Source organism: Streptomyces sp. SPB074 (assembly GCF_000154905.1).
GTDB lineage: Bacteria > Actinomycetota > Actinomycetes > Streptomycetales > Streptomycetaceae > Streptomyces.
The window spans coordinates 5340246-5344140 of sequence record NZ_GG770539.1 but is presented as its reverse complement, the minus strand read 5'-3'; the positions used below and the strand labels follow the sequence as shown (position 1 = coordinate 5344140).

The window sequence follows — 3895 nt, the reverse complement described above, 5'->3', positions numbered from 1 at the left end:
CGGGGAGAATGGGGGCCGTGTCCTACTTCGACGTGGCCTCGGCCGCCCCGCTGCACCCGGTCGCCCGGCAGGCGCTGCTCGCCGCGCTCGACGAGGGCTGGGCCGATCCGGCCCGGCTCTACCGGGAGGGCAGGCGCGCCCGGCTGCTCCTGGACGCGGCCCGCGAGACGGCGGCCGAGGCGGTGGGCTGCCGCCCGGACGAACTGGTCTTCACCCCCTCGGGCACCCGCGCGGTCCACGCCGGGATCGCCGGGGCGCTCGCGGGGCGGCGGCGTGTGGGCGGCCATCTCGTGGTCTCGGCGGTCGAGCACTCCTCCGTACTGCACGCCGCCGAGGCGCACACACGTACGGGTGGTGAGGTGACGGAGGTCGGTGTGTCCCGTACCGGGGCCGTCGAGCCGGGCGCGTACGCCGCGGCGCTCCGTCCGGACACCGCGCTCGCCGTGCTCCAGTCGGCGAACCACGAGGTGGGGACGGTGCAGCCGGTCGCCGAGGTGGCCGGGGAGTGCCGCGCGGCCGGGGTGCCGCTGCTCGTGGACGCGGCGCAGTCGCTGCTGTGGGGGCCGGTGGCGGGGGCGTGGTCGCTGCTCGCCGCGAGCGCGCACAAGTGGGGCGGCCCGCCGGGGGTCGGGCTGCTCGTCGTGCGCAAGGGCACCCGCTTCGCGCCGGCCGGGCCCGCCGACGAGAGGGAGAACGGTCGGTCCCCCGGTTTCGAGAACCTGCCCGCGATCGTCGCGGCGGCTGCCTCGCTGCGCGCGGCGCGTGCCGAGGCGGTGGCGCGGGCCGGGGAGTTGCGCGCGCTCACGGAGCGGCTGCGGGAGCGGGTGCCGCGGCTCGTGCCCCGTACCGAGGTGGTGGGCGATCCGGAGCGGCGGCTGCCGCACCTGCTCACCTTCTCCTGCCTCTACGTGGACGGCGAGAGCGTGCTCAGCGCGCTGGACCTGGGCCGGTTTCTCCGTCTCGTCCGGTTCGTCCTGCACGAGTTCGGCGCTGACGCCGAGCCATGTCCTGCGCGCGATGGGTGTCCTGAGCGAGGGCAACGTACGCGTCTCGCTCCCCGTGGACGTGCGCGCGGCGGACGTGGACCGCTTCCTGGAGGTGCTGCCGGGGGTGGTGGCGGGGGTACGGGAACAGCTCGGCGCCCCGGTGGACGAGGAGCCGCCCGCCCTCCCCTCGCCCGCGCCGCCCGCCGCCGCCTCCCCCGAGGCGCCAGCCGCCCCCTCGCCCGCGCCGCTCGTCGTGGACGCTCTCGGCAAACGGTGTCCGATCCCGGTGATCGAGCTCGCGAAGGTCTTCCCCGGCGTTCCCGTCGGCGCCACGGTCACCGTCCTGTCGGACGACGAGGCGGCGGCCCTGGACATCCCGGCGTGGTGCGAGATGCGGGGTCAGGAGTACGTGGGGCGCGAGGGGACGGCGTACCGGGTGCGCAGGACGGGCTGAGCCGCCGGGGGCCGGGCCGCTCCGGCTCGGGAGGCGCGGGGGCGGCCCCCGGCGCCTCCCGCGACCGGGCTCGCCTCAGCCCGCCAGGTGCCCCCGGACCTCGTCCGCGGCCTCGGAGCCGTACCGCTTGGTGAACCGCTCCATGAAGCCGGTCCGCTCCAGCTGGTACTCCTGCGTCCCGACCGTCTCGATGACGAGCGTCGCGAGCATACAGCCGACCTGCGCCGCCCGTTCCAGGCTCACGCCCCAGGACAGACCCGACAGGAACCCGGCCCGGAAGGCGTCGCCGACACCGGTCGGGTCGGCCTTGCGGCGCTCCTCGGGGACACCGACCTCGATGGGCTGGTCCCCCGCCCGCTCGATGCGCACGCCGTCCGCGCCGAGCGTCGTGACCCGGTGGCCGACGCGGCCGAGGATCTCGGCGTCCGTCCAGCCGGTCTTCGACTCGATGAGGCCCTTCTCGTACTCGTTCGAGAAGAGGTACGTGGCGCCGTCGAGGAGCGTGCGGATCTCCTCGCCCTCCATGCGCGCGATCTGCTGGGAGAAGTCGGCGGCGAAGGGGATGCCCCGGCCGCGGCACTCCTCCGTGTGGCGGAGCATCGCCTCGGGGTCGTCGGCGCCGATGGTGACGAGGTCGAGCCCGCCGACGCGCTCGGCGACGGCCTGGAGCTCGATGAGGCGGGCCTCGCTCATCGCGCCCGTGTAGAAGGAGCCGATCTGGTTGTGGTCGGCGTCCGTCGTGCAGACGAAGCGGGCGGTGTGCAGGACCTCCGAGATACGGACGGAGGCGGTGTCCACGCCGTGGCGGTCGAGCCAGGCGCGGTAGTCGTCGAAGTCGGGGCCCGCGGCGCCCACGAGGATCGGCGCGGTACCGAGCTGGCCCATGCCGAAGGCGATGTTGGCGCCTACCCCGCCCCGCCGGACGTCGAGGTTGTCGACGAGGAAGGACAGGGAGACCGTGTGCAGCTGGTCGGCGACGAGCTGGTCGGCGAAACGGCCGGGGAAGGTCATGAGGTGGTCGGTGGCGATGGAGCCGGTGACTGCGATCCGCACGGGCACTCCTGGTCGGGGCGGGAGGGACGGGTTCACGGTATCCGGCGCGGGAGGGCCCTGCGCCGGGCGGGCCTCACCGGGCTCTGCCCCGAACTCCCGCTCCTCAAGCGCGGGAGGCGCCGGGGCGGGGAGGGAACCGGATGGGGTGGTGGGGCGTCAGAGGGGTGTTCCGTCGCCGTCGAGGGTTGGAGTTGGCATGAGCATGAGGTCTCGGGTGGTCGTGGGGGTCGTCGGGGCCGGGCTGTTCGTCGCGGGGTGCGGGGGGAACGGGGACGCGACGCCGGCCGGGAGCGTGAGCGCGAGCGGGTCGCCGGCCGGGAGCGCGGGCGAGTCGCCGCCCGGGATCGCGCCCGGTGAGCCGGACCCGCACGGCGTGCGGTACCGGGCGGCGGGGGCCCTGCCGAAGGGGCCGGAGAAGGCGGGGGTCTACGCCGCGACGGGGAGCGTCTCGCACGCGCGGGCGGAGCGCCTGGCGCGGGCGCTCGGGGTCGCGGGGGACGTACGGGCCGAGGGCGGCGAGTGGCGCGCGGCCGGGCTGACGATCGCCCGGCAGGCGCCCGGCTCGTGGAGCTACACCGCCACCGACGACAAGTGCGTCGACAGGAAGGGGTGTTCGGCACCCGGCGAGGCCGAGGCGCGCCGGGCCGCGCGCCCGGTCCTCGCCGCGCTGGGGCTCGCGGACGCCCCCGCGCGCGGTGACGAGGTCCAGGGTGCGCGCCGGGTCGTGCAGGTCGATCCGGAGGTCGCGGGGCTGCCCACGGACGGCTGGTCCACGCGGCTCCGGGTGGCGGCGGGCGGCACCGTCGTGGGCGGCGCGGGGCGGCTGGAACTGCCCCGTAGCGCCGGTGCGCAGCGGTACCCGGTGCGCTCCGCCGCCGAGGCGCTCGCCGCGCTCAACGAGGGCGCGGGGAAGGACGGGAAGGCCGTTCCCCTCACGCGGGCGCGCTTCGGGCTCGCGGCGCGCACGCGCGAGGGGCGGCCCGTCCTCGTACCCGCCTGGCTCTTCTCCGTCGACGCGCGCACCGCGACGCTCGCACAGACCGCGATCGACGAGGAGCACCTGGGCTCGGGCGCCCCCCGGCACCCGGGCGGCGCGGGCTCGGCGGGGCCGGGCACGGCGCGCGGTTCGGTGCCGCCCGTCTCGTACGCGGTGGCCGGGCGGAAACTGAGCCTCCGCTTCACCGGCGGCGTCTGCGCCCGCTATCGGGCGCACGCGGAGGAGGGGGGCGGGCGGGTGCGCGTCCACCTCACGGAGGAGAAGGAGCCGGGGAAGGTGTGCGTGCTGATGGCGAAGGAGCTGACCCGCTCGGTGACCCTCGACCGGCCGCTCGGGGAGCGGACCGTCGTGACGACGGCGGGCGAGGAGGTCCCGGCGGCCTGAGCCGGCGGCCGGGGCGGACGC

General features: G+C 76.5%; 2 protein-coding genes and 1 pseudogene. 2 read left to right on the top strand and 1 reads right to left on the bottom strand.

The genetic code is table 11. The features are described 5' to 3' along the window. Positions 1 to 17 precede the first annotated feature (17 nt). Positions 18 to 1440 (top strand): annotated as a pseudogene (locus SSBG_RS22660) (cysteine desulfurase/sulfurtransferase TusA family protein). Between the two features lie 75 nt (positions 1441 to 1515). Here SSBG_RS22660 and SSBG_RS22655 read toward each other — a convergent pair. After that, positions 1516 to 2493, bottom strand: a complete 978-nt coding sequence (locus SSBG_RS22655; protein WP_037870439.1) for a carbohydrate kinase family protein — start codon at positions 2491 to 2493, stop codon at positions 1516 to 1518. Between the two features lie 196 nt (positions 2494 to 2689). Here SSBG_RS22655 and SSBG_RS22650 point away from each other — a divergent pair, with 196 nt between their 5' ends. Next, on the top strand, positions 2690 to 3874 hold the full coding sequence (locus SSBG_RS22650; RefSeq protein ID WP_037870437.1) for a hypothetical protein: 1185 nt from the start codon (positions 2690 to 2692) through the stop codon (positions 3872 to 3874). The last annotated feature ends 21 nt before the right edge of the window (positions 3875 to 3895 follow it).